The 24,747-nt window shown below is 69.2% G+C and carries 23 protein-coding genes; 9 read left to right on the forward strand and 14 right to left on the reverse strand.

Annotation, left to right across the window (positions count from 1 at the left end; genetic code table 11):
• Positions 1-36 precede the first annotated feature (36 nt).
• The 4 genes from B842_RS00185 to B842_RS00200 form a co-directional block, all read right to left on the reverse strand.
• Positions 37-663 carry a M23 family metallopeptidase gene (locus tag B842_RS00185; protein ID WP_040084502.1) on the reverse strand — a complete coding sequence of 209 codons (627 nt, stop codon included), beginning with the start codon at positions 661-663 and terminating at the stop codon, positions 37-39.
• Between the two features lie 101 nt (positions 664-764).
• Positions 765-1,403 (reverse strand): flavin reductase family protein, encoded by a 639-nt coding sequence (locus B842_RS00190; RefSeq protein WP_040084503.1) that lies wholly within the window; start codon positions 1,401-1,403, stop codon positions 765-767.
• Between the two features lie 17 nt (positions 1,404-1,420).
• Positions 1,421-3,163 (reverse strand): aa3-type cytochrome oxidase subunit I, encoded by a 1,743-nt coding sequence (ctaD, locus tag B842_RS00195; protein WP_040084504.1) that lies wholly within the window; start codon positions 3,161-3,163, stop codon positions 1,421-1,423.
• 187 nt (positions 3,164-3,350) lie between these two features.
• Positions 3,351-3,893 carry a DUF488 domain-containing protein gene (locus B842_RS00200; protein ID WP_040084506.1) on the reverse strand — a complete coding sequence of 181 codons (543 nt, stop codon included), beginning with the start codon at positions 3,891-3,893 and terminating at the stop codon, positions 3,351-3,353.
• A 34-nt stretch (positions 3,894-3,927) separates the two neighbouring features.
• Here B842_RS00200 and B842_RS00205 point away from each other — a divergent pair, with 34 nt between their 5' ends.
• Entirely contained in the window at positions 3,928-4,233 is a 306-nt protein-coding gene (locus tag B842_RS00205; protein ID WP_040084507.1) for a CHY zinc finger protein, read from the forward strand.
• A 7-nt stretch (positions 4,234-4,240) separates the two neighbouring features.
• On the opposite strand, the gene B842_RS00210 is transcribed toward B842_RS00205, so the two are convergent.
• A complete protein-coding gene (locus B842_RS00210; protein WP_040084508.1) occupies positions 4,241-5,047 on the reverse strand; it encodes an SGNH/GDSL hydrolase family protein in 807 nt (268 codons plus the stop codon).
• A gap of 71 nt (positions 5,048-5,118) precedes the next feature.
• Between B842_RS00210 and B842_RS00215 the strand changes: the two genes are divergently transcribed.
• A complete protein-coding gene (locus B842_RS00215) occupies positions 5,119-5,766 on the forward strand; it encodes a lipocalin family protein (RefSeq protein ID WP_040084509.1) in 648 nt (215 codons plus the stop codon).
• 15 nt (positions 5,767-5,781) lie between these two features.
• Positions 5,782-6,975: an MFS transporter gene (locus tag B842_RS00220; RefSeq protein WP_040084511.1), complete on the forward strand. Its 1,194-nt coding sequence runs from the start codon at positions 5,782-5,784 to the stop codon at positions 6,973-6,975.
• Here B842_RS00220 and B842_RS00225 read toward each other — a convergent pair.
• From B842_RS00225 to B842_RS00240, 4 genes are read right to left on the reverse strand one after another with little or no spacing between them, the layout of a single operon-like run.
• Positions 6,972-7,967, reverse strand: a complete 996-nt coding sequence (locus tag B842_RS00225; RefSeq protein ID WP_040084512.1) for an ABC transporter ATP-binding protein — start codon at positions 7,965-7,967, stop codon at positions 6,972-6,974. The two genes, B842_RS00220 and B842_RS00225, sit on opposite strands and share 4 nt — an antisense overlap.
• A gap of 1 nt (position 7,968) precedes the next feature.
• Positions 7,969-9,567, reverse strand: coding sequence for an ABC transporter permease (locus B842_RS00230; protein ID WP_040084513.1), 1,599 nt, complete (start codon positions 9,565-9,567; stop codon positions 7,969-7,971).
• Between the two features lie 10 nt (positions 9,568-9,577).
• A complete protein-coding gene (locus B842_RS00235; protein WP_040084515.1) occupies positions 9,578-10,633 on the reverse strand; it encodes an ABC transporter substrate-binding protein in 1,056 nt (351 codons plus the stop codon).
• A 54-nt stretch (positions 10,634-10,687) separates the two neighbouring features.
• Positions 10,688-12,028 (reverse strand): M20/M25/M40 family metallo-hydrolase, encoded by a 1,341-nt coding sequence (locus B842_RS00240; protein WP_040084516.1) that lies wholly within the window; start codon positions 12,026-12,028, stop codon positions 10,688-10,690.
• 129 nt (positions 12,029-12,157) lie between these two features.
• Between B842_RS00240 and B842_RS00245 the strand changes: the two genes are divergently transcribed.
• The 3 genes from B842_RS00245 (at position 12,158) to bsaP (ending at position 14,639) form a co-directional block, all read left to right on the forward strand.
• Complete coding sequence (locus tag B842_RS00245) at positions 12,158-13,243, forward strand: baeRF3 domain-containing protein (protein ID WP_040084517.1); 1,086 nt, start codon at positions 12,158-12,160, stop codon at positions 13,241-13,243.
• A gap of 147 nt (positions 13,244-13,390) precedes the next feature.
• Positions 13,391-14,386, forward strand: coding sequence for a biotin synthase BioB (bioB, locus tag B842_RS00250; protein WP_040084518.1), 996 nt, complete (start codon positions 13,391-13,393; stop codon positions 14,384-14,386).
• Between the two features lies 1 nt (position 14,387).
• Positions 14,388-14,639: a biotin synthase auxiliary protein BsaP gene (bsaP, locus tag B842_RS00255; protein WP_040084519.1), complete on the forward strand. Its 252-nt coding sequence runs from the start codon at positions 14,388-14,390 to the stop codon at positions 14,637-14,639.
• Positions 14,640-14,646: 7 nt separating this feature from the next.
• Here the strand turns inward: bsaP and B842_RS00260 are convergent, their stop codons facing one another.
• Positions 14,647-16,644 (reverse strand): hypothetical protein, encoded by a 1,998-nt coding sequence (locus B842_RS00260; protein ID WP_156119384.1) that lies wholly within the window; start codon positions 16,642-16,644, stop codon positions 14,647-14,649.
• Between the two features lie 86 nt (positions 16,645-16,730).
• Complete coding sequence (locus B842_RS00265; RefSeq protein ID WP_040084521.1) at positions 16,731-18,107, reverse strand: succinic semialdehyde dehydrogenase; 1,377 nt, start codon at positions 18,105-18,107, stop codon at positions 16,731-16,733.
• Positions 18,108-18,119: 12 nt separating this feature from the next.
• Between B842_RS00265 and B842_RS00270 the strand changes: the two genes are divergently transcribed.
• Positions 18,120-18,866 carry an SDR family oxidoreductase gene (locus B842_RS00270; protein ID WP_040084522.1) on the forward strand — a complete coding sequence of 249 codons (747 nt, stop codon included), beginning with the start codon at positions 18,120-18,122 and terminating at the stop codon, positions 18,864-18,866.
• A 9-nt stretch (positions 18,867-18,875) separates the two neighbouring features.
• On the opposite strand, the gene B842_RS00275 is transcribed toward B842_RS00270, so the two are convergent.
• The 3 genes from B842_RS00275 to B842_RS00285 are packed head-to-tail and all read right to left on the reverse strand — an operon-like array spanning position 18,876 to position 22,679.
• Positions 18,876-20,645, reverse strand: coding sequence for an FAD-dependent oxidoreductase (locus B842_RS00275; RefSeq protein WP_040084523.1), 1,770 nt, complete (start codon positions 20,643-20,645; stop codon positions 18,876-18,878).
• A gap of 3 nt (positions 20,646-20,648) precedes the next feature.
• Complete coding sequence (locus B842_RS00280) at positions 20,649-21,569, reverse strand: dioxygenase family protein (protein ID WP_040084524.1); 921 nt, start codon at positions 21,567-21,569, stop codon at positions 20,649-20,651.
• A gap of 18 nt (positions 21,570-21,587) precedes the next feature.
• A complete protein-coding gene (locus B842_RS00285) occupies positions 21,588-22,679 on the reverse strand; it encodes a maleylacetate reductase (RefSeq protein WP_245631383.1) in 1,092 nt (363 codons plus the stop codon).
• Between the two features lie 110 nt (positions 22,680-22,789).
• Between B842_RS00285 and B842_RS00290 the strand changes: the two genes are divergently transcribed.
• A complete protein-coding gene (locus B842_RS00290) occupies positions 22,790-23,710 on the forward strand; it encodes a LysR family transcriptional regulator (RefSeq protein ID WP_040084525.1) in 921 nt (306 codons plus the stop codon).
• A 10-nt stretch (positions 23,711-23,720) separates the two neighbouring features.
• The gene (locus tag B842_RS00295) at positions 23,721-24,674 is read left to right on the forward strand and encodes a Sir2 family NAD-dependent protein deacetylase (protein WP_040087144.1); all 954 of its coding nucleotides are present in this window, start codon (positions 23,721-23,723) and stop codon (positions 24,672-24,674) included.
• Positions 24,675-24,747 lie beyond the last annotated feature (73 nt).

A 24,747-nucleotide genomic window follows, 5' to 3' on the forward strand; every position in this document is an offset into this window, starting at 1 on the left:
TCCGGGCTCCGGTGTCACACGGAACGGTCAGGGCCCCTAGAAGTAGATGCCGTGGTTGCCGAACCAGGTGACCGGGTCGACCGGGCCCATGCCGGCGGGGTGGATCTCGAAGTGCAGGTGGGAGCCGGTGGAGAAGCCACGGTTGCCCATGCCGGCGATGTGCTGGCCGGCGGTGACGCGCTGGCCGACGCTCACGTTGAGGGTCTCCATGTGGCCGTAGACGGTGATGGAGCCGTCGTCGTGACGGATGCGGATCCACTGGCCGTAGCCGGAGGCCGGGCCGGAGTCGATGACGGTGCCGGCCATGACGGCGTAGATCGGGGTGCCGACGGCGTTGGCGATGTCGATGCCGTTGTGCATGGTGCCCCAGCGCGGGCCGTAGCCGGAGGTGAAGGTGCCGGTGGTCGGGCGGACGACGGACGGGGTCGGGGCGACGGCCTCGGCGATCTGCACGAGCGGGGCGGTCTGGGCGACCTCGGTGACGGCGGTGGTAGCCGCGGAGGAGAGGCCCGCGATCTCGGGGGCGGCCTCGGTGGCGGCGGCGGTGGAGACGGAGGACAGGCCCGCGGTGGTGACGGTGCCGGCTACCAGCGCCCCCAGGGCCAGACGACGCTGGATCTTGGAGGTGGTGCTGGGCTTGCGGTGGCGGCCGATGTAGCTCATGGTTTCGGGTTAATCCTCACGGTGATCGATTGGTGACGGCTTCGTAACCGTCCCGTTATCAAGTTGTGACCACCCTAGGCCGCGGGAACATTGTTGTCCAGTTATGCCTCTGACCTGCGCGCCTCCGGACGCGGCATCTCGAAACGGCTTTCCTCGGAAATCGTGAAGTAGGTCGCCGGACCGCCGCCGCGACTGACGGGGTCGGCGAGGGCGGTCTGGTAGATGCCGTCGACAAGCAGTTCCCTGTCGATGTGCACCCCCACCACCTCGCCGAACACCATCCGCGTCTCCGTCGGGACGCCGGCCGCGTCCTCCAGGCGGATGATCTGCGTGGCGCGGCACTCGAAGACGACGCGCGCCTCGGCGACGTGCGGGACATCGATGATCCGCGACGGCGCGGGGGTCAGCCCGGCGAGTGCGAACTCGTCCACCTGCTTGTCGACGATCCGTGCCGACTCATTCATCGCCTCCGCCAGGTCCCGCGTGGCGAGGTTCCAGCAGAACTCACCGGTCTCGCGGATGTTGGTGACGGAGTCCTTCTCGCCGATGCTCGCGAAGCCGATGAGCGGCGGCGTGTACGAGAACGCGTTGAAGAAGCTGTACGGCGCGAGGTTGAGCACGCCGTCGGCGGAGCGGGACGAGATCCACCCGATCGGCCGCGGCGCGATGATCGAGTTGAAGGGGGAGTGCGGCAGGCCGTGGCCGGCGGCGGGTTCGTAGAAGTGGGCGTTGTTCGGCATGCGCTCAATCTACGCGCCTAGCGGACCTCCGACGGGGCAGGGGACTGGGTCATCTCGGCGCGCTCGTCGTGGGAGCCGGTGTGTGCCTCGCGACGCATGCGCTCGACCATGTACGGGTAGTGCAGTTCGAAGGCGGGTCGTTCGGAACGGATGCGCGGCAGGGAGGTGAAGTTGTGGCGCGGCGGCGGGCAGGAGGTCGCCCACTCGAGGGAGTTGCCGTAGCCCCACGGGTCGTCGACGGTGACGATCTCACCGTAACGCCACGATTTCAGTGCGTTCCAGATGAACGGCAGCAGCGAGGAGCCGAGGACGAAGGAGAAGACGGTGGAGATCTGGTTGAACAGGGTGAAGCCGTCGGAGTCCAGGTAGTCGGCGTAACGACGCGGCATGCCCATGTTGCCCAGCCAGTGCTGGAGGAAGAACGTGCCGTGGAAGCCGAGGAACGTCAGCCAGAAGTGGATCTTGCCCAGTCGTTCGTCCAGCATGCGGCCGGTCATCTTGGGGAACCAGAAGTAGATGCCGGCGAACGTCGCGAAGACCACGGTGCCGAAGACGGTGTAGTGGAAGTGGGCGATGAGGAAGTAGCTGTCGGCCAGCTGGAAATCGAGCGGGGGAGCCGCCAGCATGATGCCGGTCATGCCGCCGAAGAGGAACGTCGCCATGAAGCCGACGGCGAAGATCATCGGCGTCTCCCAGGTGATGTGGCCCTTCCACATGGTGCCGACCCAGTTGAAGAACTTCACGCCGGTGGGCACGGCGATGAGGAAGGTCATGAAGGAGAAGAAGGGCAGCAGCACCGCGCCGGTGACGAACATGTGGTGGGCCCACACGGTCATGGAGAGGAGGGCGATGGCGAGCGTCGCGAAGACCAGTCCGATGTAGCCGAAGATCGGCTTACGCGCGAACACCGGGATGACCTCGGAGACGATGCCGAAGAAAGGCAGTGCGATGACGTAGACCTCCGGGTGGCCGAAGAACCAGAACAGGTGCTGCCAGAGGATGGCGCCGCCGTTGGCGGTGTCGAAGATGTGGGCGCCGAGGAGGCGGTCGTAGAGCACGCCCAGGGCGGCGGCGGTGAGCACCGGGAACACCATCAGGGAGATCACGGCCGTGACCAGGATGTTCCAGGTGAACACGGGCATGCGGAACATCGTCATGCCGGGCGCGCGCATGGTGAGGATCGTGGTGAGCATGTTGATCGCCGAGACGACCGTGCCGATGCCCAGCATGCCGACGCCCATGATCCACAGGTTGGCGCCGACACCCGGGGTGTGGGTGGCGTCGGAGAGGGGGGAGTACATGGTCCAGCCGAAGTCGGCGGCGCCGCCCGGGGTGAGGAATCCGAGGAGGATGACGAGGCCACCCGTTCCCGTGATCCACAGCCCGAAGGCGTTGAGACGGGGGAAGGCGACGTCCGGCGCGCCGATCTGCAGCGGCAGGACGTAGTTGGAGAAGCCCCACACGATCGGGGTCGCGAACGCGAGCAGCATCAGCGTGCCGTGGATGGTGAACAGCTGGTTGAACTGCTCGTTGGAGAGGAACTGCAGACCCGGCGTGAACAGCTCCGCGCGGATGAGCAGGGCCATCAGCCCGGCGAGCATGAAGAACGCCAGGGACATGATGATGTACATGATGCCGATCTTCTTGTGATCGGTCGTGGAGAGGATCTCCCAGGCGTGGGAGCCGGTGGGTCGGTCGCCGGAGGGTTCCGGACGGGTGGGCGGGGAGTGGCGGGGCGAGAGGGGGGCGATCGCAGTCATGGGGTCCTCCTGACTACTGGGCGGGCCCGATTTGCTACGGATAATGGCGGGTTAATTATGAGTCTAGGGGGTGGATGTGTTGCGCGCCACACCCCCATGTGCTTGTCGACGCCCCTCCGGACGCGGAAAAGCCCTCCACCTGCGGCTATGCCGGGCGGAGGGTTCATCACAATGTGGTCTCGCGGGCTCAGCGTTCCTGTTCGCCCTCCTCCGGCGGGTAGGTGATCACCCCGTCCGTGACCACCGCGAAACCGGTGAGCTTCTCCGGCTTGGCCTGGGTCGGGCTCATGATGTCGAGCACCTCGTGGCCCCTGACCAGCAGCGCGTCCCCGATGAGCGAACGGTGGCAGCGCCACGGCACCGCCTCCGCGCACATGATCGCCGTCGGCGCCTCCGCGGCGAACTCGAGCAGCGCCGCCAGGCCCTCGGCGAACTCTGCGGTGAGCATGTGGTCGGCGTAACCGCGGAAGGACGCGTTGCGCCACGCGGCGTTGGGGGAGTCGGCGCTGGTCTTCCGTAGGCCGCCCAGCTGCGGGAACCAGCGGTAGCCCTTGCCCGCCCCCGCGAGGCTGGCCTCCAGGGCGTCGGACCAGAACTGCGGGTTGCGGCGGGACTTGGGCACGGTCCGCACGTCCGCCACCTGCTGCACGCCGTGGGCCTCCAGCAGGGCGAGGAACTCCTCCGCGGTGCGGGTCGAGTGGCCGACCGTGTAGATCGTGAGCTGTCTCATACCTCCCGAGCGTAGGAACGTTACCCTGGCCGGCATGGAGATCCGCGGTGTCGACGTCGATGAGCAGGGACGATGCGCCCACTACCGCAGTGGGCGGGACGTCGTGGCCAACCGCTGCGCCACCTGCGGGGAGTACTGGGCCTGTCACGCCTGCCATGCGGAACTCGCCGACCACCCCTTCGGGCGGATGGCGGTGACGGCGGAGGCGGCCGTCCTGTGCGGCGCGTGCGGGCACCGCATAGGGTACCCCACCTACTCGACGGCGCCGGCCTGCCCCGGGTGCAGGCACCCCTTCAACCCGGGCTGCGCACTGCACGCGCCGCTGTACTTCGAGGTCTGAACCGGTCTCACAGCACGGCCAGGACGGCCTCCGCCATCGCCCGCTGCCCGGCCGGGGTGGGGTGCATCGGGTAGGCGTCGGTGAGCTCCCCGGTGACGTCCGTCCAGCGCTGTGCCGGTTCCGCGCACACCGAATGCGACTCCGCGTCGGCGGGGAGCACGAACCCGGCGCCGTGGCGCTCCGCGGTCTCCCGCACCACGGCGTTGATCTCGGCGGTGACGTCGAGCGCCCAGGCGCGGTGTTCCTCCGGGACGGCCGCCAGCTCGGGGCACTCGCCGTCGGCAAGTAAGGGGAGGTAGCCGGTGGCGATGATCCGCGCGCCGGGGCTGAGCGCCCCGATCGTGTCGTACACGCCGTCGAGCTCGGCGGGGAGGGTGCTGAGGAGGTGGTGGACGGGGGCGTCGAGAAGCGCCGGGCAGTCGACTGGCTCGGTGAGCGCCCGGTGGAAGCAGCCGGCGATGTCGCCGAAGCGGATGTCGTTGCCGCCGATCGAGAGCGTGACCAGGTCGGTGTCCGGGGTGAGGGCCGCGACCTGCGTGGGGATGTCGGCGGTGACGGCGCCGGAGCAGGAGGCGTCCTCGCCGGCGAGGATGAGGGGGTCGGCGAGCACCAGCGCCGGGTAGTTGTCGGCGGAACGGAAGCAGTCCGCGGGGCCGGAGGTCGGGGCGCTGAGGCTGCCCATCGCGGCGTAGGAGTCGCCGAGCGCGACGTAGTGGGCGACCGGCTCCGGCGTGACGGGTTCCGGGGCGGGCGGTTCAGTGCCGCAGGCGGTGAGCAGGGCGACGGCGAGGACCGGGAGGAGGCGACGGGTCATGTCCCCAATGTAGGAACGGATCGGCCACCCTGCAGGTAGTGTCGGAGGTCACACAACCGGAAGGTGTCCCCATGCGTCGCATCCTCACTGTCCTGTCCACCCTCGCCCTCGGTGCCGCACTGCTCAGCCCGGCCGCCGGGGCGCAGGATCTCTTCGACGGCGGCCGCCTCAGCGGCGGCTCCACCCAGCTCATCCCCGGCAACCTCCCCGTGCCCGGCGGCGAGCTCCGCGAGATCGACGGCACCGTCGACCTCGAACGTTTCGCCGGCACCTGGTACCAGGTCGCCGCCCTCCCGCAGACCTACTCACTGCAGTGCGCGCACAACACCACCGCGGAGTACGGCGTCATCGACGAGTCAACCATCTCCGTCCGCAACTCCTGCGGCACGCTGCTCGGCGGCCGCTCCGGCGTCGAGGGCACCGCGACCGTGCGCTCGGGTGCCTCCCTGCGCGTCAACTTCCCCGGCGTCCCCTTCCAGGACCCGGAGGGCCCCGTCAACTACCGGGTGACCCACCTCGAGGAGGACTACTCCCTCGCCGTCGTCGGTGACCCGTACCGCCTCTCCGGCTTCGTGCTCTCCCGCACCCCGGACCTCAGCCCCGAGACGTGGTCGCGGGTGCGCGGCATCGTCGAGTCCCGCGGCTGGAACTCCTGCCTCTTCCTCACCGTCCCGATGGAGGGCGGCCGCGGGGACACGGTGCCGCTGTGCACACAGTGACTTAGGGTGGGCGGCATGCTGCAAGCCGCTTCTCGACGCCGCGTCCTCACCGCCCTCATGATCGCCCAGGTCATGGCCGGGCTGGGGCACGGCGTGACCTTCTCCATGGGTGCCATCCTCTCCGCCGACATGGCGGGCGAGGCGTGGGGCGGAGCCGCCTCCACGGTGACCACCATCGGTGCGGCCCTGTGGGCGATGCCGCTGGCGAGGATCGTCAACCGGCGGGGCCGCCGGGCATCCCTGAGCACCGGCCTGGCCCTCGGCTCCGTCGGTGCGGTGTCGGCGCTGTTCGCCGCCCAGACCGGGCTGTACCCCTTCCTGCTGGTCGGGTTCTTCCTCCTCGGCGCCGCCGTGGCGATGAACCTGCAGGCCCGCTTCGCGGCGGCCGACGCCTCCGACGACCGCCACAAGGGCCGCGACATCTCGCTCGTCGTCTGGTCCACCACCGTCGGCGCCATCCTCGGCCCCAACCTCTTCGAACCCACCGAGAGGCTCGGCGCGGCCCTCGGCCTGGCCAGCTTCTCCGGCGCCTACCTCGTGTGCATCGCCGCGCAGTGGGTGGCCATCCTCGTCCTGCAGGTCATGCTCCGCCCGGAACCTGCCCCCGTGGTGACGACCGGACCCGCGCCGAAGGTCAACCTGCGGGAGCACCCGGTGGTCGCCGCGGCGATCATCACCAACGCGTACAGCCACTTCGCGATGATCGCCATCATGTCCATGACCGCCGTCCACATGCACGGTCACGGCGCGTCGATGACGCTCATCGGGATCACCATCTCCGCGCACGTCGGCGGCATGTACGGCCTGGCGCCGGTGTTCGGCTGGCTCGCCGACAAGTGGGGGTCGCTGCCCACGATGCTGCTCGGCCTGGCCGGCACCTTCGTCGCCGCGGCGCTGCTCATCCCATGGTCCGGGAACGAGACCGTCGTCGTCGCCTCCCTCCTGCTCCTCGGCCTCGGCTGGTCCTCCACGCTGGTCGGCTCCTCCGCGGTCGTCGCCGCCTCCGCCCCGCCGGCGGCCCGGGCCGGTCTGCAGGGCCGCTCCGACCTGACGATGAACCTCACCGGCGCGCTCGGCGGCGTCATCGCCGGCCCCGTCGTCTCCCTGTTCGGCATGCCCGCGATGGCGGTGCTCGTGATCACGCTCATGGCCGTGGTGCTCGCGGGCACCAGCGCCCTGCGCCGCCGCGACGCCGTGCCGGTCTCCTAGGTCAGGTACCCCAGGGGCCGGTGGATGCGGATCGTCACCGGATCGCCCACCTCCGGCCGTGCCCCGCGCACCGTCGCCCGGAACACGGTGCCCAGGGCGTCGAGGGTGAGCGACCAGTCACCGGCGTCGTAGAGCACCGACCGCACCTGCGCCGGGATGCCGTCGGCACCGGCGGGCAGCACCTCCACCATGTGCGGGAGGACCGCCAGGGTCAGCGTCGACCCGGAGCCCATGACCTCGGAGGGGGCGACGGGGAGGGCGGTGGCGTCGAGAAGCGTGGCGTCGGCGATGAACGCCGCGACCTCCGCCGTCGCCGGACGTGAGACCAGCTCCTGCGGGGTCGCGACCTGCTGGATGCGCCCCTCACCGAGCACGACGACACGGTCGGCGATGGCCAGCGCCTCGGTGCGGTCGTGCGTGACATGGACGGTGGTCAGGCCCTCGCGGCGCGTGAGGGTCACCAGTTCCCGGCGCAGGCTGTCGCGGAGGGGTTCGTCGAGGGCGGAGAGGGCCTCGTCGAGAAGCAGGACCGTCGGGTCGGCGACGATGGCACGCGCCAGGGCGACGCGCTGCCGCTGCCCACCGGACAGGGAGTCCGGCCGCCGCCGCGCGAAACCACCCAGGCCGACCAGCTCCAGGGCGCGGTCCACCCGCTCCCCACGCTCCCGCTTGCCGACGCCCGCCCGCCGCAGCGGGTACTCCACATTCCGGGCGACGGACATGTGCGGCCACACGGCGTGCTGCTGGAACACCATGCCCATGCGACGCTTCTCCGGCGGGACGGCGGTGACGTCACGGCCCCCGATCGCGACGTGCCCGGCGCTCGGGGTGAGGAAACCGGCGAGGGTGCGCAGCAACGTCGTCTTCCCGGAGCCGGAGGCCCCGATGAGCACGATGAACTCCTCCGGCCGGACCTGGAGTTCGATGCCGGAAAGCCCGACGGTGCCGTCGGGGAAGGTGACGGTGAGGTCGTGGATGTCGATGGCGGACACGTCAGCTCCTGACTCGTGGGGAACGCACCGTCAGCGCCAGCGCCACGATGCCGACCACGGCGAACATGAGCGACAGCGCCGAGGCCTGGTTGTAGTTGCCGGCCTGCTGCAGATTGAACACCTGCACGCCGAGGGTCGTCGTGCCCGGGGCGATGAGCAGGATGGACACCGTCAGCTCACGTACCGCCGTCACCGCCACGAGCACCGCCCCCGAGAACGCCGCCGGAATCGCCATGGCACCGGTGGTGCTCAGCAGGGCATAGAGGCGACCGGCGCCGGAGATCCGCGCCGCCTCCTCGACGGCCAGCGGCGTGCCCTGCAGCGGGGCCCGGACCGCCTGCAGCACCAGGGCGGTGAAGGCACAGACGTAGGCGCCGAGAATGACCCACATCGTGTTGTAGATGCCCGTGTAGCGGCCCAGGATGAGCCAGCCGACACCGATGATCAGGCCCGGCAGGGCCGTGGGCAGCAGCACGGTGAGGGTGAGCGCCGTGTTGCCGGGGAAACGGGTCCGCGTGACCAGCAGACCGATGAGCCAGCCGAGGACACCGCAGATCAGCGCCGCCGACAACGCCAGGGTGACCGAGTTGGAGAACCCCTCGATGACCCGCGGATTGGTCAGCGAGCGTCGGAAATTGTCCAGCGTGGCGGTGTCCAGGGTCAGCGGGATGCCCGGGGCGGGCAGCAGCGCGCGGTGGGCCAGGCCGAGGAGCGGACCGAGGGTGACGGCCAGGCCGAGAACCCAGGCGACGAGGGCGACGGGCCAGCGGGCGGCGCCGAGATCGAAACGCAGGGCCTGTCCCGTGTCCTGCAGCTTCGACCCCGCCCACTGCGAGACGAGGTAGTCCGCGGTGACCGACGCGATACCCAGGAAGAGCAGCACCACCCCGATCGTGGATACCGTCTGCAGCGGGTTGGCCACGGTTCCGGACTCCATGAAGCGGTAGATCATGGTGGCGAGGGTCTCGAAGCGCGCCGGGGAGCCCAGCAGCGCCGGGATGCCGAAGTCGGCCAGGTTCGCCACCGCGGTGAGCGTGAAGGCCGAGAGCAGTGCCGGCCGCAGCAGCGGCAGGGTGACGGTGCGCAGGACGGTGGCGGTGCCGGCGCCGGCGACGCGGGCCGCCTGCTCCAGGTCCGAGGGGATGGAGCGTAGGCCGGCCGCGACGATGATGTAGACGACGGGGTACGAGTGCAGGATGAGCAGGAACGTCACGCCGTCCGCGCCGTAGATGTTCCACAGCTGCGTGCCGAAGACACGGTTGAGCCCCTGGTTGGGGCCGAAGAGCTGCAGCCACGCAATCGCACCGATAAAGGGTGGGATGAGCAGTGGCGAGAGCAGGAAAAGGCGCAGAATGGTTGCTCCGCGGGCGTTCGTCCGGTCGAGCAGCAGCGCGACGGCGGTGCCGAGGACCGTGGCCCCCAGCGCCGAGAGCACCGTGGTGTACGTGGAGTTCCACACCGCGGTGCCCAGCCCCTGGTCCAGCAGGGTCGGGATCTGATTCCCGCCCGCGGCCAGGGCGACGACGAGCGCCAGGGGTGTGACGAACAGTCCGAGGACGATCAGCCACACCCCGGCGCGCATCAGGGGGAGAGCCGGCATGGTGTGGAAACTACTGCATGGCGGCCTGGAACAGGGCGACCGCCGCCTCCTTGTCGTCGGTGACGACCTGCAGGTCCGGGGTCATCAGCGCGATCTCCGCCAGCGGCGGGGTGCCCTCCGGCGTGCCGACGTCCTCCCGCACCGGCAGGTAGGCCTGCCCGACGGCGATCTTCTGGCCCTCCGCGGAGAGCAGGAAGCTGATGTAGCGCTCCGCCGCGTCCTTCTTGTCCGAGGCGGCGAAGACGCCGGCCGGCTCGGTGATGTACGGCGCGCCCTCGGTCGGGTAGACCGCGGTGATGGGGGAGCCCGCGTCAGCGAGGTCACGGACCAGGTAGTCGACGACGACGCCGACCGGGTGGCCACCGGCGGCGATCTCCTGGGAGGTCGGTCCGTTGGACTGGGCGATCATCGGGGTGTTCTCACCGAGGGCGTTGATCCACTCCTCGCCGAGCTGCGGGTCGTTCTTCCATACGGAGGCGTTGAACGCGGCGGCACCGGAGACCGCCGGGTCCGGCATGACGAGCTGGTCGGCGTACCTCGGGTCGACCAGGTCGGCCCAGGACTGCGGGGCGTCGGCGGCGTCGATGACGTCGGTGTTGTAGGCGATGACCGTCGGGATGATGCGGGTGCCGACGTAGTGGTTGTCGGCGTCCAGCGCCTCCGCGATGATGTCCGCGGTGTCGACGTTCTGCAGCTCGGCGAGGTCACCGGCCGCCTTGTACGTCTCGAAGGTGGCGGCGTCCGCGGCCCACAGCACGTCGGCCTCGATGGAGCCGGACTCCTTCTCGGCGGCGATGCGCGCGTTGAGGTCGCCGGTGCCGGCGCGGTAGACCTCCACCTTGATGTCGGGGTTCGCGGCCTCGAAGGCGGCGTTGATCTCGTCGACCTTCTCCTCCGGCTCGGAGGTGTAGACGGTGATGGTGGTGACCTCACCGGTGGCGGTGGCGGTGGTGTCGGGGGCGTCGGTGGACTCGCTCGGCTCGGAGCACGCCACCAGCAGTGCGGCGGAGGCGCCGACGGCGGTGACGGCCAGGGCGGAACGGCGGGAGAACAGACGGGTGATCATGTGCACATAATTCCACGGCCATGCGATGTCTGCACGGTATACGCCGCGGGGGAGCTACACCCCGCAGAAGCGCCGCACCAGCGAGCGGTAGGCCCGGACGGTGAGGTCGACGTCCTCGAGCTCGATGTACTCGTCGTGGTGGTGGAGCAGGTGGAACACGTCGCCGAGGGTGCGCTCGCGGGCGTGGAGCGCGAAGCCGTAGCCGTTGCCGCCGAGGCGGCGGCCGAAGCGCAGGTCGGAGCCGCCGGCGGCGATCGTCGGGACGACGGGCACGCCGGGGAAGAACTCGTCGAAGGTGTCCACGATCGCCTGGTACAGGGGGCTCTCCGTGGAGGAGACGCTGGCGGGCTCGGAGATGAGGCGCTCGATGCGGACGTCGTGGAACATGTCGCCGAGGGCCTCGGCGAGGATCGCGTCGACGTCGTCCTGGGTGGTGCCCGGCAGGGGACGGATGTCCAGGTCGAGGGTCGCGGAGGAGGGCAGCACGTTGATGGCGGTGCCCGCGCGGAGGATGGTCTGCGAGAAGGTGAGCCGCGACAGCGCGTGGGCGTAGCGCTTGAGGTCGCCGAAGTACTCGAAGGCGGTGTCGTCGGTGCCCTCCAGGAGGGCCCTCTCGATCTCGGGGGAGAAGCGGAAGGCGCGGACGAAGCCCTGCCACAGGGGGTCCTGGGAGACGGGCACCTCGATGGCGGCGATGCGGCGGGCGACCTCGCCGATCTTCACCACGGCCGACTCCCGGCCGTAGGGGTTCGAGCCGTGGCCGGCGTCGCCGGTGACGTGGAGGCGGCGCTGGGCGGCGCCCTTCTCGCCGACGACGACCACGAGGGCGTCGGAACCGTCGGCGATGGGCAGGTGGGAGCCGCCGGTCTCGGAGACGGTGTTGCGCCAGGAGAAGGCCTCGGGATGCTCCTCGGAGAGCCACTTCGCGCCGAGGGTGCCGCGGGACTCCTCGTCGGCGACGCCGACGAAGGTGAGGGTGCCCGTGGGGCGGCCGGTGCGGGCGGCGTCGCGAAGCACGGTGGCCTGGGCGGCGGTGATGAAGAGCATGTCCATGGCGCCGCGGCCGTAGAGGCGGCCGTCGTGGATCTCGGCCCCGAAGGGGTCGTAGGTCCAGCGGTCGACGTCGACGGGGACGACGTCGGTGTGGCCGAGGAAGGTGAGCGGCTCGGCGGTGGGGTCGGTGCCCTCGAGGGTGACGACGATGCTCACGCGCCCGGGCGCCGACTCGTAGCGCCGGACCGTGATGTTCGGGGTGTCGGCGAAGAAGCGTTCCAGCGTGTCGGCGTTGCGTACCTCCTGGCCGGAGCCGGGGGTGAAGTCGTTGACGCAGGCGTTGCGGATCATCTTGCGGAGGAGGGCGAGGGTGTCGTCGTAGAGAGGGGAGAGGGAGGGCATGACTGAAGAGCCTAGTCAGAGGCCCGGACAGCCGGGCGCGGGTGCGGCGTGGGGCACGTTGGCGTCGGCAAGTGATCTGCTGCACAGTAAAAGCCGTCATGTGTCCGAGAAACTAAGTAGGCTGTAACTATGAATACCCGGAATATCATCACTGACTCAGATCCCATCCACGCTGATGATCTCCGCGAACTGGCCACCATGTCCGGGCCCACGGTCTCCATCGTGATCCCGACGCACCGTGGCGGCGCAGAGACCCTCAGTGACTCACAGCGACTCCGTCCGCTGCTCGACCAGGCCCGCAAGGAACTGGCCGAGCGCTACCCGGACGTCGACGCCGAATCCCTCCTGGCCCCCATCCAGTCCCTGGCGGACTCGCGCCGCTTCTGGCAGACCCAGGTCGACGGCCTGGCCATCTACGCCTCCCCGGGCGGCGGCCGCTACTTCCGCACCGACCGCGACTTCACCCCCGGCGTCACCGTCGGCGACCACCCGAACCTGCGGCCCATCCTGCCGCTGGCCGTCGACGACCTGGAGTTCCTGCTGCTGGCCGTGAGCCGTGGCGGCGTGCGCCTCTTCGAGGCCGACCGCGCGACGATCACCCAGCTGCCGCTGGGCAACATCCCCGGCTCCGACGAGGACGCCGAGGGCGTGTCCACCCGTGAGCCGCAGCTGCAGCACCAGCGGTCGCAGGACGCCGGCGCGCACGGCCACGGTCCGCGTGACTACAACGTGCTGGAGGGCTTCCTCCGGCAGGTGTCCAAGGCTGTCGAGGCCCGCTTCAGCGGTGACGGTCGTCCGCTCATCCTCGCCGCCGTCGAGGAGTACCGCGGGGCCGTCGGCGAGCACCTGGACAACGTGGTCATGCTCGACAGGATTGTCGCCGGCAACCCCGAGAAGCTCAGCCCGGTGGAGCTGCACGGCAAGGCCTGGCCGATCGCGAAGGCGGAGGCCGACCGACGCCACGACGTCACCCTCGAGCGCCTCGGCGAGGCGGTGGGCACCGGTCGTGCCACCCACGACACCGGCCTGATCGGCCGCGAGGCCGAGGTCGGCCGCGTGTCCACGCTGGCGCTGGCCCAGCGTGCGCTCACCGCCGACGAGCGGGCCGCCGAGCTCGACGCCGCGATCGCCCACACCCTGGCCAACCGGGGCACCGTCGACGTGGTCCCGGAGATGCCGGGCAACCACGCCACCGGCGCGGTGTTCAGGTACTAGTTCCCGGACGAGGGGCCGTCCGTCACGCTGCGGCGTGGCGGGCGGCCCTTTCCGCGGGTGGGGGAGGTGTTGCGCACGTTACCTGAACGCCGTTCAGTTCTTCGGCTATGCTCCAGTGAACACTGTTCAACCATCAAGGAGTTACCCGTGACCGACATCCTCGCCCGCGCCCGTGAAGTCGCCCTCGAGAAGGGCGAAGGCCTCACCGAGGCCGAGCTGCTCCAGATCCTCGAGCTTGACGACGAGCACCTGCCCGAGCTCCTCGACCTCGCACACCAGGTCCGACTCCGCTGGTGCGGCGAGGAGGTCGAGATCGAGGGCATCATCTCCCTGAAGACGGGCGGCTGCCCCGAGGACTGCCACTTCTGCTCCCAGTCCGGACTCTTCGAGTCCCCGGTCCGCGGCGTCCAGCTCGACGTCGCCGAGCTCGTCGAGGCCGCCAAGAAGACCCAGAAGACCGGCGCCACCGAGTTCTGCATCGTCGCCGCGGTGAAGGGTCCGGACGAGCGCCTCATGGCCCAGCTCGAGGAGGCCATCGCCGCCATCTACGCCGAGGTGGACATCCACGTGTCGGTGTCCGTGGGCATCCTCACCCAGGAGCAGGTCGACCGCCTCAAGGCCGCCGGCGTCAAGCGCTACAACCACAACCTCGAGTCCGCACGCTCCTTCTTCCCGCGCGTGGCCACCACCCACTCCTGGGACGACCGCCACCGCACCCTCGAGATGATCCGCGACGCCGGCATCGAGGTCTGCTCCGGCGGCATCCTCGGCATGGGCGAGTCCCTGGCCCAGCGCGCCGAGTTCGCCGTCCAGCTGGCCGCCTTCGCCCCGGAGGAGGTCCCGATCAACTTCCTCGACCCGCGCCCGGGCACCCCGATGGCCAACCGCCCGCTCATCGACCCCTCCGAGGCCCTCAAGGCCACCGCCATGCTGCGCCTGGCCATGCCGAAGGCCACCCTCCGCTTCGGCGGCGGACGTGAGCTCACCCTCGGTGACCTCGGCGTCGAGCAGGGCCTCAAGGGCGGCGCCAACGCCCTCATCGTGGGCAACTACCTGACCACCCTGGGCCGCCCGATGGAGAAGGACCTCGACATGCTCGACGGTCTGCGCATCCCGATCAAGGCCGTCGGCCAGGTCATCTAGCATGGTCGGACACCTGGGCGAACTCGCGGCCGCCTGCGTCGCCGGCGAGGCGCCGGTGTTCCACCCGAACACCGGCGCCGAGATCAGCACCGGCGAACAGCGTCCGCTGTCCGTCGGCGCCGCCGCCGGCCTCGAGCCGCCGCGCTACTGCCAGATCTGCGGCCGCCGCATGAAGGTGCAGGTCCGGCCCGACGGCTGGCTGGCCGAGTGCTCCCGGCACGGGGAGCTCGACTCGGTGCTGTTCGACCGGTGAGGGTGGCCTACGTTGTCATCGGGCTCGGTAGGTGTTCTCCGATGTAGCCGACGTAGATCTTGCCGTTCTTCTGTGTGGCGTCGTAGTAGTGGAGGCGAGGTGCCTTGCCTCCGTCCTGCGCCAGTCGGTAGTGCGCCCACATGTGGATACGCTCACTCTGGTCGATCTCTGAGGGAACCTTAAAGGAACGGGCCTGTTTGTACTGGTCTGTCGTCCGTACGATCTTAGATTCAGAACGTGCGAATTTAGAAGGGTGTGCCAGCGTTTCACTTTCGGTGATGTACTTCTCGACGCTGGTGTGGCCGTCCCGGCACTGCTTCGCGTAGTCATCGAGTGTGATGAGGAAATCCCAGCAGACCCGCGCGATGGCTTCTGCGTTCGGTCTGTTGTCGAGATCACGGGCTTTTTTCGCGTTTCCGGTGAAGACTACATGTTGCAGCTTCTTGCGGTTGAGCCGCTCGAGCACCTTGCTCATCGATTTCGGGAGATCGACAGTCGGAGGTTCGTACGCGGACTGCGGAGCCTGCAGAACCTGGAGCTGGAGGGAGTAGTGCTGAATCCGTCGCTGGGATTCCGCGATGGTCAGATCGAGGTTGCCGGTTTCGGCAACGGCCTCATCCCAAGCTTCCTGGAGGATTTGGTTATCCGCCTCCAATTGGACAATCTCGTCGTCTTTCTCCGCGATGATCCGCTCCGCGTTCTGGACTGCACGCTCAGATTTCCAGACCCGGTCGAACACCTCGAGAAGGAGGTCATCAGCGGGCTGGTCGTCTGAGGGGGTGAGGCCGATTGTCTCGCAGAATTCTCGGATGGTAGCAAGGATTCCTTCCTCTCTTGCTTCCACTTTCTCGGGTACGGCGTCAGACTTCTTCGTGATCTTCGGCTCGACGGCCGGGCGAGGTCGGACGGGGGGAGTAGGGCGCGGTCGAATCGGCAGGACCGGGGTATGCCGCTGAATGGGGGCGGTCGGCTCGGTAGTCTTCTTCTCAGACTCTGTCGCGGGTGCCGGTGTGTCCTTGGTGCTCGGAACTGCAGGAATGGTGGGCCAGGTTGTCCGCAGATCCCTGATGCGGTCGCGGAATGGGCTGTCTTCACTACCCCTGTGCACCTGCAGCTGGGTGGCTCTACTGTTGAGCAGTTTCTCGGCGCGCACCACAGCCTCAGGGGATTTCTGCTTGAGGGCGGTCCGGCGTGACAGGTGATAGAGGCGGCTTTGATTCCTCTTGGAGTCCCGGTTCTCGAATAGGTCATGGCTGCTGAACCAACGATGGCGGTAGGCGTCGTCGGGGTCATTGGTGTCGGCCAGAGGCTCAAAACTGTGGACGGCACGGGAATAGACTGCGTATCCGCTGTGCACTAGAGAATTGAATTCCACCGTGGCTTCGCCGTCGAGCAGCCACAGGGTCGCCACTCCCTTGGAGAAACTGAACCACTTCTCAAAGGTCTCTGACCACCGCAGATAGTTGTCGTCCGTGCGCATGCCTGCGACCAGAGCGGTTGTCTGTCGAGTTTTGTTGTTGATCACCTCGTCGAGGAGCCATCCCACCTCGTCAGCCCGTACACGTCGAGGAGCTGGGGTAAATCTCTCTGAGCCGTTGCCGCTCGTGAGGCTGAATCCCTCTTTCTCTGCCTTCTCTAGCAGAAGCGTGGGAATCTTCGGGGCATGAAAATTCGAGTTCTGATGGGGGGCGTGGACATCGAATTGAACCCACGCTCCTGAACCCTCCATGACCGCTGTCATGTGGGTTGAGTAGGCACCGTTTTCGCTGATGACCATCTGTGAGTAGCGAACAGCTGGAGAGTCACCGTTGCCGACTGAGTCGATTCGTGCTCGGTGGCCGGCACCGACCTCCACGTAGTCACCCTCGCGGCCGATGAGATCGATGTCGACGGGATCGTCATTTCTGCCTCTTGATTCCAGCCATTCGAGAAACACCTCGTTGGTGGCGTCGAGAAGTGCTGAGCCATTCGAGGAGTGATAGATCGAACGATGCATGAGCGGCATGATTTGAGTCCCTTCTTTTCATTGAGATTAGGGCCGCAATATGACATTACGCCTGTCAATGGGAACCCTTGTTTGGATGTGGGACGTCAACGCAGGAAACGCTTCCCCAGCCGCAGCGCCGTGGTGAGCGCCTTCGCGTACCCCTGGCGGGACAGGTCCGTCGGGCCGCTGATCTGCACGAGGCGCTGCACGGCGACGGTGCGGGACTCGGTGAACTTGAGCAGCCCCTCGTCCGCGTGCCGACGCCCCACGCCCGACTGCTTCCAGCCGCCCATCGGGGCGTCGACCGATCCCCACGCGGCGGCGAAGCCCTCGTTGACGTTCACGGTGCCCGCCTGCAGCTGCGAGGCGACCTCGCGGGCCGGGCGCACGGCACCCCACACGGAGGCGTTGAGGCCGTAGGTGGAGTCGTTTGCCCTGGTCACGGCTTCATCAACTGTTGAGAAGGTCTCTATGTACACCACCGGGCCGAACACCTCGGCGGCGTAGAGGTCGGCGTGGTGGGGGACGTCGACAAGCACCGTGGGGGAGTAGTACAACCCGTCGTGCGTGCCGCCGGTGAGCACCCGGGCGCCGCACGACACGGCGGAGCTGACGAAGGACGCGACGCGCTGGAGGTGCTCCTCGGAGATGAGGTGGCCGATGTCGTCGGTCCAGGACTGGCCGAGGCGCAGCTGTTTCGTCAACGCGACGAACCGTTCCGTGAACTCATCGGCGACCGACTCGTGGACGTAGATCCGCTCCACCGAGATGCACAGCTGCCCGGCGTTGGAGAAGCACGCCTTGACCGCGCCGCGCGCCGCCCGCTCGATGTCGGCGGACTCCAGCACGATGAGCGGATTCTTGCCGCCCAGCTCCGCCGAGAAGCCGATGAGGCGCTGCCCGGCCTGCGCCGCCAGCTTCCGGCCCACGGCCGTGGAACCGGTGAACATGAGGTAGTCGCACTCGGCGGCGACCTGCTGGCCCGCCTCGGCGCCGCCCTCGAGGATCTGCAGGACGTTCTCCGGGAGGCCCGCTTCCTGCAGCAGTTCCAGCGCCAGGCGGGCGGTGCCGGTGGTCTTCTCGTCCGGTTTGAGCACGACCGCGTTGCCGGCGAGCAGCGCGGGGACCGCGTCGGAGACCGCCAGCGTGAGCGGGTAGTTCCACGGCGCGATGATGCCCACCACGCCCTTCGGTGCGCGTTCCACCCGCGTCGACGTGACGAGCGGGAGGGCACCCTTCGCGCGGGTCGGCCGCAGCAGACGCGCGGCGCGGTAGGCGTAGTGACGGGCGGTGACCGCCACGTCGAGCACCTCGTCGAAGGCGTCGGACCGGGACTTGCCGGACTCCAGCTGGATCGCGTCCAGCAGTTCGGCCTGCCGGTCGAGGACGAGGTCGTGGAAGCGGAGCATGATCGCCCTGCGTTCCGGCACCGACGTGCCGGACCAGAGCGATTGTGCGTGCCGGGCAGCGAGGAACGTCATACGCTTCAACCTATGCGAAACATCTTCATCACGGGGGCAGCCGCCGGAATCGGTCGCGCCGTCGCCGAGAGATTCCTCGCCGAGGGCTGGACTGTCGGTGCCTACGACATCGTCCCCGTGTCGTGGTCAGGCGGGGAACGCCTGCTCACAGGGCTTCTCGACGTCCGCTCGGCCGCCTCCTGGGACGCCGCACTCGCGGAGTTCTCCGCCGTGGTCGGGCGTATCGACGTCGTGGACAACAACGCCGGCGTCATCGTCGACGGTCCGCTGGCGTCCTCCGATCCGGCGGCGGTGGAGCGGCTCCTCGACGTCAACTGCCTCGGCGTCACCCTCGGGGCCCGCGCCGCCCACCCCTACCTGCAGGGCGGCGGCACCCTGGTGAACATGTCCTCCGCGTCGGCGATCCACGGGCAGCCGCAGATCGCGGCGTACTCGGCGTCGAAGGCCTACGTCTCCAACCTCACCGAGGCGCTCGGCCTGGAGTGGCGGAAGGACCGGATCCGGGTCGTCGCCGTGTGGCCGCTGTGGACGCGGACGGCGCTCGCGGACGTGGAGGTGGCGTCGGTACGCAGGCTCGGGGTGCGGATCACCCCGGAGCAGGTCGCCGACGTCGTGTGGCGGGCGGCGACCGCCGAGGGGCGCTGGGCGCGTGGGAAGGTCCACTACGGCGTCTCCGCCCTGGACAAGGCGCTCTACCTGGGACGTTCCCTGGCACCGGACCGGGTGGCCCGGCTGCTCACGCGGGTGCTGGCGGGTTAGCGGTCTCCGTCACGCGCGGTGGAGCACCGTCTCCAGCGCCTCCCGCAGGGCGGCCTCCGCGTCGTCCACCGCCGTGTGCGCGCGGAAGGCGATGTGGTGGTCGGGGCGGACGAGGAGGCAGCCGTCGTCCGCGATCTCCCGCAGGCGACCCCAGTCGCCGTAGATGTCGGCGTAGTCCTGCGCGGGGCCGATCCGGAAGGCCGGCAGCTCGATGCCGAGCTCGGCGGCCACCTTCTCCGCGGCCTCCACCCACGCCTCACCGTTGGTGCCGGTGAGCACCGTGAAGCGGCCCTGGCCGCAGATGTCGAGCGTGGAGATCCGCGGGGCCGAGGGGTTCGCGCCGCTCAGCCAGGCGTGCGGCAGACGCGCGCCGGGATGCGTGGTCGGCTGGTAATGGAGCTGTGGATCGCTCTCCTGGACGGGCCAGTCGGTGCCGTCGGGGACCACGGCCGCGGACTCGTAGCGCTGCCCGAACTCCACGCCGAGGGCGTTGAACTCGTAGTTCTTCAGCTCGAGGGCGTCGCGAAGTGCCTGCCGACGCCGCTCACCCTCCGCGCTGGCCTCCTTGCGCCTGTCCATGGCGGCGCGCATCGTCGCGTCGTCGTCGGCCGGGTCGATGCCCAGCGCATCCAGGACATGGTCGAAGTCGGCGATCGACTGGTTCGCGCGGCGGACGATCTGCCGGCCGACGGGCACACGCTCGTCGTTGTAGGTGGCGGCCAGCCCCTCGCCGGCCTGCCCCCTGAGGATCATCGCCAGCTTCCACGCCAGGTTGTAGGAGTCCTGGATGGAGGTGTTGGAGCCGAGGCCGTTGCCCGGCGGGTGACGGTGGACGGCGTCGCCGACGCAGAGGACACGGCCGACCATGTTCTCCCGGGCGTACAGGTCGTTGACCGTCCACAGTGACCAGTCGGTCACCTTGATGTCGAGGTCCGGGACTCCGATGAGGTTGCGGACGATGTCCTCGGCCTTCTGGTCGTCCATCTCCGGGGGCGGCTGGTTGATGTCGTAACCCCAGGTCACGAGCCATTCGTTCCAGGGGCGGACCATGCGCACCAGACCGAGGCCGATGCCGCCGGTGTTCGCGCCGGGCTGCAGCACCCAGTAGAGGGAGGACGGGCGGTTCTCGCACCACTCGCGCAGGTCCATCTCGCAGACGATGTTCATGGAACCGCCCACGCCCATCTGCCCCTCCATCGGGAGCCCGAGGTCGGCGGCGATCTGGGAGCGACCCCCGTCCGCGCCGATGAGGTACCGCGAACGCACGGTGTACTCGTGGCCGGTCATGCGGTCACGGACGACCGTCGAGACGCCCTCCGCGTCCTGGGTGTGGGAGACGTACTCCGTCTTCCAGCGGAACACGGCACCCCGGGCCATGGCGTTGCGGACGAGCACCGGCTCGAAGAGCGTCTGCGGGATGTCGCAGTTGAGGGTGGGGGAGGCGGCGATGTACTCGCCCTCGCGGTCGGGGCCGTTGCCCCAGGAGCGGACGCGGCTGAACTCCTCCCCGGCCACGGAGGTGCAGAAGACGGTCTCGCCGATCATGTGGTGCGGCACGGCCTCGGCCATGACCTGGTCCTCGATGCCCATGTCACGCATCGTCTCGATGGTGCGCTGGTTGGTGATGTGCGCGCGCGGTGTGTTGGCGGTGTTGCCGTACTTCGACGCGACGACGACCTCCACGCCGTAGGTGGCGAGGAAGAGCGCGGCGGAGGCACCCGCCGGGCCGGAACCGACGATGAAGACGTCGGTGCTCAGGTCAGCGTTCGGGGTGGTCATGGTCTACATCTCCTCGGGGGTGTCGGTGGTGTCGGGGTTGGTGGCGGGTGCCAGGACGATGTCGAAGCGGCAGGAGGTCCAGGTCCGGTCGCCCACGTCCCGGCCGTTCGGCGTCGGGGTGCCGGCGGGGTGCTCCTCGAACCTCTTGATGAGCGACTCCTTCACGCCGAAGACGGAGTCGCCGATCTCGATCTGCGGGTCACCCTCGACGAAGATGTGGGTGACCAGCGTGCGCATGCCCTCCGCGGTGACCATGAAGTGCAGGTGCGCGGCACGCAGCGGGGAACGTCCGACGGCCTGGAGCATCTGGCCGACGGGCCCGTCGTGGGGGATCGGGTAGGGCACCGGGGTCAGGCCCCAGAACCGGTAGCGGCCCTGGTCGTCGGTGAACAGGTGGGCGCGGCCGTGGGTGCGGCCGTCGTCGTACTGGACGTCGTAGAAGCCGTCCTCGTCGGACTCCCACACCTCGATCCGGGCGCCGGGGACGGGGTTGCCCTCGGTGTCGGTGACCACGCCCTCCACCCAGGCCGGCTGCCCGGTGGCGGCGCCGGCGATGTCCCCGCCGAGGTCGATGCGCGGGGCGTCGTCGACGAAGAAGGGACCGAAGACGGTGGCCTCGGTGGCGTCCTTGTACGCCTGGTTGTTCACGGCGATGGTCTGCATCGACGCGCCCAGGGTGTCGGAGAGGAGGACGAACTCCTGACGACGGTCGTCGGTGATGTGTCCGACCCGGGTGAGGAAGTCGATGGCGTGGTTCCACTCCTCCTCGGTGAGGCGGACGTCGCGGATGAAGGAGTGCAGGTGGGTGACCAGGGACTGCATGAGCTGCCGGAGTCGCGGGTCGGGGGTGTTGTCGAAGGAGGCGACGACCTCGTCGAGGAGTGCCTGCTCGATCTGCTGCTGGGTGCTGGAGGGAGTGTCCATGGATGTCTCCTGGGGGTGTCAGACGGTGGCGGGGTCGGTGCCGTGGAAGGCGGCGGTGAGGAGGGCGGTCATGTTCTCTGCGGTGACCTCGACCGGGTTGCCCGCCGGGACGGCGGCGAGGACCCGCTCCACGGCCTCGGGGATGCCGTCCTCCGGCATCCCGAGTTCCGCGAGGGAGCGCGGGGCCCCGACCTCTCGGTACAGGTCGTTGAGTGCGGCGACGGCATGGCCGCCGTCGTCCCCGAGGGCGTGGGCCAGCTGGTCGGCGATCCCGGGGACCGCCGGGAGGTTGAGCGCGGCGACGTGGCGCAGGACCACCGAGTGGGTCTCCGCGTGCGGGAGGTTGAAGGTGCCGCCGAGGACGTGGCAGATCTTGTGGTGCAGTCCGGACCCGGCGGAGGCGAAGGCCACGCCGGAGAGGTAGCAGCCGTACAGGGCCTGCTCGCGGGCCTCCCGGCCGCCCTCCCCGGACAGGCCGCGCAGCGCGGTGGCCAGGGCGCGGGCGGACTCGATGCAGTAGGCGCGGTTGATCGGGTCGGACTTCGGCGCCCACAGGGAGTCCACGGAGTGCGCCAGGGCGTTGAGTCCGGAGGCGACGGCCATGTCGTGCGGCAGGGTGGCCACGAGGTCGGAGTCGTAGACCACGACCTTCGGCAGGACGACGGGGTCGACGCCCGTGGTCTTGGTCCTCTCCTCGGTGATGCCCCACACGGGTGTGGCCTCGGAGGCGGCGTAGGTGGTCGGGACGGCGATGATCGGCAGCCCGGTCTCCAGGGCGACGGCCTTCGCCAGGCCGGTGGCGGAGCCGCCGCCGATGCTGATGAGCCCGTCGGCGCCGGACTCGCGGGCGGTGGCGGTCGCGGCGTCGGCAATGTCCCGGGGGACGTGCTGGACGGCGTCGCGCCAGTGGGCGGCGGGGGTGAGCCGTCCGGCGATGGCCTCGGCGACCGCGTGGGTGCCGTCGGTGGAGATGAGCAGGGGGCGGGTGATCCCCAGCGGCCCGGCCTGCTCGACGGCGGCGTCGACGGCGCGGCCGGTGTCGAAGACGACGCGTTGGGCGAGGGTGTCGTGCACGAAGGACATGGAGGACGGGGCAGGCGGGGTGGACATGAACTCTCCTTGGTGGTCCAGATCACATCAGTGGGTGATGGAGATCACCGTAAGGGCACCTGTCACATAGATCAAATACCAATTGTCAGCCCCCGGTATAAAATCTGGTTATGGACAGTCGTCAACTGCACTATTTCCGCACCGTCGTGGACCAGCGTTCCTTCACCCGCGCCGCCGACGTCCTCCACATGACCCAGCCCTCCCTGAGTCTCAGCGTCCGCCGGCTGGAGAAGGACCTCGACGTCCAGCTGCTCACCCGCACGAGCAGCGGCGTCGAACCGACGGAGGCCGGCCGCTACCTCTACTCCGTGGCCAGCCAGATCGGGCAGGAGATGGAGCAGGCCCGGGCCCACCTGCACGACATCGCCTCCGGGGCGGTGGGCCGGGTGCGGCTGTCCGTCGCGCCGGAGTTCAACTGGGGCTTCCTCCCGGACATCCTCCTCCGACTCCGCCGGGAGGCCCCCGACGTCGAGCTCACGGTCATCGACCCGGCCCCCGCGGAGACCCTCGCCAACGTGCAGGAGGGCCGCAGCGACCTCGGACTCATGATCACCTCCGATGTCTCTGACCTGCAGCGACGCTACGGTGACACACTGGTGGTGGAGACCGTCGCCACCCTGCCGCTCCAGCTGGCGCTCCCCGAGCGGCTCAGCCACCTGCCCTCCCCGGTCAACATCGCCGACCTGCGCGAGGAGACCCTCATCATCCCCTTCGCCCACCCCAGCTTCATCGGGCTGCCCGAGATCCTCGAGGTCTACTGGGCGGCGCACCCCGAGTTCCGCCCCTACCGCATCCAGAAGGTCTCCACCCTGCAGACCGCGGTGCCGCTCGTCTCCGGTGGGGTGGGCGTGGCGTACGTGACCGGGGTCGCGCAGAGCTTCACCACCACCCGCGTGCACTACCGCGACATCCCCGATCCGCCGCCGCCGCTCCACACCGCGCTGCTGCACCGCCGCGACGCCTTCCTCAGCCCCGCCGCGGAGCGTCTGCGGCTGCTGCTGCTGGACTGTGTGCCCGGGCAGGGTCGATAGGGTGGGCCCCGTGGACACCCCGCTTTCCGACGCCCCCTTCGACGACCCCGGCATCAGCCGTTCGCACCGCTCCGCGCTGCGTTCCATCGCGCGGGTCGTCGCGGAGACGGCTGAGCCGACCCCGCCGGAGCAGGCGTTGTCGCAGGTGGTGGCGCAGCTGGCGGAGGGTCCGGCGCTGGTGCTCACCGGGGCGGGCGTGTCGACGGACTCGGGCATCCCGGACTACCGCGGCCCGCGGGGCTCACTGAGCCGTCACCGGCCGATGACCTACCAGGAGTTCAGCCACGACCCGGCGGCGTCGCACCGCTACTGGGCGCGTTCCTTCATCGGCTGGCGACAGATGGACGACGCCCGCCCGAACCGCACCCACTTCGCGCTCGTCGAGCTGGAGCACGCCGGGTACGTCGGCGGACTGGTGACCCAGAACGTCGACGGCCTGCACCGGGACGCCGGCACGGAGAACCTGCTCCACCTGCACGGCAACCTGGACACCGTCATGTGCCTCGAGTGCGGGGCGCGGGAGGACCGGCGGTTGTTCGGCGAGCGGCTGGAGGCGGCGAACCCCGGCTTCCGGGAGTCGGTCGCGGTGGACCCCTCGATGGTCAACCCCGACGGTGACGTGACCCTGCCGCAGTCGGTGGTGGACCGTTTCACCATGGTCGGGTGCCTGCGTTGCCGGTCACGGCGGCTCAAGCCGGACGTGGTGTACTTCGGCGAGCCGGTGCCGGCCGTACGGAAGGAGCGGGCCGCGGAGATGCTGGAGGGCGCCGCCTCACTGCTGGTCGTGGGCTCCTCCCTGGCGGTGATGAGCGGCTACCGATTCGTGCTCGAGGCGCAGCGCCAGGGAAAGCGGGTCGCGGTGGTCAACGGGGGACCGGGACGCGCCGACGGGCGCGTCGACGTGCTGTGGCGCACCCCGGTCGCGCCGGCCTTCGACGACCTGCTGGATGAGCTGGGCCTGTAGCGCCTGTTCTGAGGTACCCTTCTGTCCTCTCTGGAGAGGATTGACCTGGGGAAACCCGGAGCTCCGAGGGGTA

This window comes from Corynebacterium humireducens NBRC 106098 = DSM 45392, from assembly GCF_000819445.1.
Classification (GTDB): Bacteria; Actinomycetota; Actinomycetes; order Mycobacteriales; family Mycobacteriaceae; genus Corynebacterium; species Corynebacterium humireducens.